The sequence below is a fragment of the Streptomyces sp. WELS2 genome (assembly GCF_013870595.1).
Lineage (GTDB): Bacteria > Actinomycetota > Actinomycetes > Streptomycetales > Streptomycetaceae > Streptomyces.
On the sequence record NZ_JACBWZ010000431.1, the window covers coordinates 1 to 5,336 of the forward strand.

The 5,336-nt window shown below is 70.7% G+C and carries 3 protein-coding genes and 1 pseudogene; 3 read left to right on the top strand and 1 reads right to left on the bottom strand.

The genetic code is table 11. The features are described 5' to 3' along the window. Positions 1-166: 166 nt before the first annotated feature. Positions 167-1,969 carry a glycoside hydrolase family 15 protein gene (locus H5J33_RS22455; RefSeq protein WP_181796715.1) on the bottom strand — a complete coding sequence of 601 codons (1,803 nt, stop codon included), beginning with the start codon at positions 1,967-1,969 and terminating at the stop codon, positions 167-169. Between the two features lie 542 nt (positions 1,970-2,511). Between H5J33_RS22455 and H5J33_RS22460 the strand changes: the two genes are divergently transcribed. The 3 genes and pseudogenes from H5J33_RS22460 to H5J33_RS22470 form a co-directional block, all read left to right on the top strand. Continuing rightward, positions 2,512-4,161 (top strand): CTP synthase, encoded by a 1,650-nt coding sequence (locus tag H5J33_RS22460; RefSeq protein WP_181796713.1) that lies wholly within the window; start codon positions 2,512-2,514, stop codon positions 4,159-4,161. Between the two features lie 87 nt (positions 4,162-4,248). Continuing rightward, positions 4,249-4,875, top strand: a complete 627-nt coding sequence (locus H5J33_RS22465; RefSeq protein WP_181796714.1) for an NUDIX hydrolase — start codon at positions 4,249-4,251, stop codon at positions 4,873-4,875. A gap of 164 nt (positions 4,876-5,039) precedes the next feature. Next, positions 5,040-5,336, top strand: a pseudogene (locus H5J33_RS22470) (hypothetical protein); the annotation flags it as partial.

The window sequence follows — 5,336 nt, forward strand, 5'->3', positions numbered from 1 at the left end:
GTAGCCGGGGTCCCACGGGGCGAACACCTCGCCGGACAGATCCTCGCGGAGGGCGGTGAGTGCCGAGTGCGCCGTGGAGAAAGCCACGCTGTCAGCGTAGGCGCGCACGCTCCGAAGGGGCGCGGGGAACCGCGCGGCCGGCCACGGCGCCCACGACCGACGGCCGCTACCCGCCGTACGCGCCGGACGCGGTCAGCCGCAGCGCCGTGTCGATCAGCGGCACGTGGCTGAACGCCTGCGGGAAGTTCCCCACCTGCCGCTTCAGCCGCGGGTCCCACTCCTCGGCGAGCAGGCCGAGGTCGTTGCGCAGCGCGAGGAGCTTCTCGAACAGCTTGCGTGCCTCGTCGACCCGGCCGATCATCGCCAGGTCGTCCGCCATCCAGAACGAGCAGGCCAGGAAGGCACCCTCGTCGCCGGGCAGGCCGTCGACGCCCGCGTCCGCGCCCTCCGTGGGGTAGCGCAGGATGAACCCGTCCGGGGTGGACAGCTCGCGCTGGATCGCCTCGATGGTGCCGATCACCCGCTTGTCGTCCGGCGGCAGGAAGCCCATCTGCGGGATCAGCAGCAGCGAGGCGTCCAGCTCCTTCGAGCCGTAGGACTGGGTGAAGGTGTTGCGCTCCTTGTCGTAGCCCTTCTCGCACACGTCCCGGTGGATGTCGTCGCGCAGCTCGCGCCAGCGCTCCAGCGGGCCGTCCGCGTCCCCGGACTCGATCAGCTTGATGGTGCGGTCCACCGCGACCCAGGCCATCACCTTGGAGTGCACGAAGTGCCGGCGCGGGCCGCGCACCTCCCAGATGCCCTCGTCCGGCTCCTGCCAGTGGTCCTCCAGGTAGCGGATCAGCTTCAGCTGGAGCAGGGAGGCGTAGTCGTTGCGGGCCAGACCGGTCATGTGACCCAGGTGCAGGGCCTCGGTGACCTCGCCGTACACGTCCAGCTGGAGCTGGTGCGCGGCGCCGTTGCCGACCCGGACCGGGGCGGACTTCTCGTAGCCCGGCAGCCAGTCCAGCTCCGCCTCGCCCAGCTCCCGCTCGCCGGCGATGCCGTACATGATCTGGAGGTTCTCCGGGTCGCCGGCGACCGCCCGCAGCAGCCACTCGCGCCAGGCGCGGGCCTCCTCGCGGTAGCCGGTGCGCAGCAGCGAGGACAGGGTGATCGCCGCGTCCCGGAGCCAGGTGTAGCGGTAGTCCCAGTTGCGCACGCCCCCGATGTCCTCGGGCAGGGAGGTCGTCGGGGCGGCGACGATGCCGCCGGTGGGGGCGTAGGTCAGCGCCTTGAGGGTGATCAGCGAACGGATCACCGCCTCGCGGTACGGCCCGTGGTACGTACAGTGCTCGACCCACTCGCGCCAGAAGTCCTCCGTGGCCTCCAGCGAGGTCTCCGGCTCCGGCAGCGGCGGCGGCTCCTTGTGCGAGGGCTGCCAGGAGATGGTGAAGGCGATGCGGTCGCCCGGGGCCACGGTGAAGTCGGCGTAGGTCGTCAGCGCCTTGCCGTAGGTCTCGGTCTCCGTGTCGAACCACACCGAGTCGGGTCCGGCGACGGCCACCGTGCGGCCCTCGTGCTTGTGCACCCACGGCACCACCCGGCCGTAGGAGAACCGCATCCGCAGGGCGGAGCGCATCGGCACCCGGCCGGTGACGCCCTCCACGATCCGGATCAGCTGCGGGGCGCCGTCACGCGGGGGCATGAAATCGGTCACGCGTACGGTCCCGCGCGGGGTGTCCCACTCGGTTTCCAGGATCAGCGAGTCGCCGCGGTAGCCGCGCCGGGCGGCCGTGGGCGGCTTGGCGTCGGCCGCGTGCGCCGGGCCGAGCCGCCAGAAGCCGTGCTCCTCGGTGCCGAGCAGGCCGGCGAAGATGGCATGCGAGTCGAAGCGGGGCAGGCACAGCCAGTCCACCGTGCCGTCCCGGCAGACCAGTGCGGCGGTCTGCATGTCTCCGATGAGTGCGTAGTCTTCGATGCGCCCGGCCACGTGCAACTCCAGTCGAACGGCCACGTCACACCCCCGCGCAGGGGGCTGTCGCTAGTGCGGTCAAGGGTCGTTGTTGTGTGTCGTTGAGCGGTGAAGCAAAGCAGCCCGCCGAGCCCTGAGGCAACACGACAGTCCTTGCTCAACGAACTGCCGCGCTCTCGTTGTTCCGGGTTGGTGCAGGCGGGGGTGTGCCGTCGTTACCGGCCGGGCTCGGCAGTGAGTGTCCGAGCAGGATACGACGCGTGCAGATGATCCGGGTGCCGCTCCGGGCAACCCGTATGGGCCGAACGAGTGAGCGCCGGGTGATGACCGTGTGCCCGGTCCGGTGCGAAAGTTGCGAGAGTGACGGCGGTGTACTCCCGCTGTGCCCGGCCGGGTGCGGAGCGTGGCCGGAAGCCATCTCGCTCAGGCGCTGATACGCTGGTAGCCCGTGGACCGGTGGGAGAAAACCCCCCGAACCGCAGCGACGGCACCCCCGGAGATCTCCGGGACGGCAGCCGCACCGCCTCACCGCCAGCGACCACGGGAGCCCCCTCTTGGCCATGCCGCCCAAATCCACGACGACCAAGCACATCTTCGTCACCGGGGGTGTCGCCTCCTCGCTCGGCAAGGGTCTGACCGCCTCCAGCCTGGGCATGCTGCTCAAGGCCCGCGGCCTGCGTGTCGTGATGCAGAAGCTCGACCCGTACCTGAACGTCGACCCGGGCACGATGAACCCCTTCCAGCACGGTGAGGTGTTCGTCACCAACGACGGCGCCGAGACCGACCTGGACATCGGTCACTACGAGCGCTTCCTCGACCGCGACCTGGACGGCACCGCCAACGTCACCACCGGCCAGGTGTACTCCACGGTGATCGCCAAGGAGCGGCGCGGCGAGTACCTCGGCGACACCGTGCAGGTCATCCCGCACATCACCAACGAGATCAAGCACCGCATCCGGCGCATGGCCACCGACGAGGTCGACGTGGTCATCACCGAGGTCGGCGGCACGGTCGGCGACATCGAGTCGCTGCCGTTCCTGGAGACCGTCCGCCAGGTCCGCCACGAGGTCGGCCGGGACAACGTCTTCGTGGTGCACATCTCGCTGCTGCCCTACATCGGCCCCTCCGGCGAGCTGAAGACCAAGCCCACCCAGCACTCGGTGGCCGCGCTGCGCAACATCGGCATCCAGCCCGACGCGATCGTGCTGCGCTGCGACCGGGAGGTCCCCACCGCGATCAAGCGGAAGATCTCCCTGATGTGCGACGTGGACGAGGCCGCCGTGGTCGCCTGCCCCGACGCCCGCTCGATCTACGACATCCCCAAGGTCGTGCACACCGAGGGCCTGGACGCCTACGTGGTGCGCAAGCTCGACCTGCCGTTCCGGGACGTGGACTGGACCACCTGGGACGACCTGCTCGACCGCGTCCACAACCCCGAGCACGAGGTCACCCTCGCCCTGGTCGGCAAGTACATCGACCTGCCCGACGCCTATCTGTCGGTCACCGAGGCGCTGCGCGCGGGCGGCTTCGCCAACCGCGCCCGGGTGAAGATCAAGTGGGTCACCTCCGACGACTGCAAGACCCCGGCCGGGGCCAAGGCCCAGCTGGCGGGCGTCGACGGCATCTGCATCCCCGGCGGCTTCGGCGACCGCGGTGTGCTGGGCAAGGTCGGCGCGATCCGCTACGCCCGGGAGAACAAGATCCCGCTGCTCGGCCTGTGCCTGGGCCTGCAGTGCATCGTGATCGAGGCCGCCCGCAACCTGGCCGACATCCCCGACGCCAACTCCACCGAGTTCGACCCGGCCACCTCCCACCCGGTGATCTCCACCATGGCCGAGCAGATGGACATCGTCGCCGGCGAGGGCGACATGGGCGGCACGATGCGGCTCGGCATGTACCCGGCCAAGCTCGCCGAGGGCTCCATCGTCCGCGAGGTCTACGACGGCAAGGAGTACGTGGAGGAGCGCCACCGCCACCGCTACGAGGTCAACAACGCCTACCGCGCGGAACTGGAGAAGAAGGCCGGCATCGTCTTCTCCGGCACCTCCCCCGACGGCAAGCTCGTGGAGTACGTGGAGTACCCGCGCGACGTCCACCCGTACCTCGTCGCCACCCAGGCCCACCCGGAGCTGCGCTCCCGGCCGACCCGTCCGCACCCGCTGTTCGCCGGTCTGGTGAAGGCGGCCGTCGAGCGGAAGAACTCCAAGTAACACGCCGGTTGTACGGTGGCCGGGGTGCGTACCTTCGCAGGAGGTGGGCACCCCGGTTTCACTGTGTGTACGCGGAAGGAACAGGGCATGACGATCAAGGACACCCGCGAGGAGTGGGAGATCCGGGCCACGGAGACCCCCTTCACGGGCAACAAGACCTCCGTCCGCACCGACGAGGTGGTCATGCCCGACGGCTCGGTGGTGAGCCGCGACTACCAGGTCCACCCCGGCTCGGTCGCCGTCCTCGCCCTGGACGAGGAGGACCGGGTCCTGCTGATCAACCAGTACCGCCACCCCGTGCGGCACAAGCTGTGGGAGATCCCGGCCGGCCTGCTCGACGTGCCCGGTGAGAACCCGCTGCACGCCGCCCGGCGGGAGCTGTACGAGGAGGCGCACGTCAAGGCCGAGGACTGGCGGGTGCTGGCCGACGTGTACACCACCCCCGGCGGCTGCGACGAGGCCGTGCGGATCTTCCTCGCCCGCGAGCTGTCCGAGGCCGACGGGGAGCGCTTCGCGGCCGAGCACGAGGAGACCGACATGGAGCACGCACGCGTGCCGGTCGACGAACTCGTGCGCCGGATCCTGGCCGGGGACGTGCACAACAACTGCCTCGTGGTCGGTGTGCTCTCCCTGGTCGCCGCCCGCGGCGGGGACGGGCTGGACGCCCTGCGCCCGGCCGACGCGCCCTGGCCCGCGCGCCCCTTCGGGAACTGACCGGACCCGTCAGGACCACTGGTGTGACCATCGCCTGATCCGATCGGGCGATGCGTTCGCCGCGCTCCTCCGGGTACGTCGCAGAGCGTGAACTAGGCTCTGCAAACGCCCGTACCGGAAGACACCGGCGGGCTTGCGCGTGCGGTGGGACGGGAGTGTGGCCCGTGACGGAACAGGCGGTGGACCCAGACGGTGCGGAGCTGTCCGCGCCCCCGGCTCCGAAGGACCGTTTCCTGGGCCGGGCCCGGGAGCTGAAGGAACTGCGCGCCGACATCGAGCGGGCCGGCCTGGACACCCTCTCCGGCCGCAAGGCCCCCCGCGCGCGCGTCCTGCTCATCGCCGGCCGCCCCGGCTCCGGCCGCACCAGCCTCGCCGAGGAACTCGTCCGCCGGGTCGCCGGCCGTTACCCGGGCGGGGTCCTGCGGGCCCGGCTCAGCGAGCCCGACGGCACCCCGGTGCCC

Excerpts from the sequence above, each read along its gene's own strand:
- H5J33_RS22460 (WP_181796713.1), top strand. The coding sequence starts at position 2,512 with ATGCCGCCCAAATCCACGACGACCAAGCACATCTTCGTCACCGGGGGT.
- H5J33_RS22465 (WP_181796714.1), top strand. The coding sequence starts at position 4,249 with ATGACGATCAAGGACACCCGCGAGGAGTGGGAGATCCGGGCCACGGAG.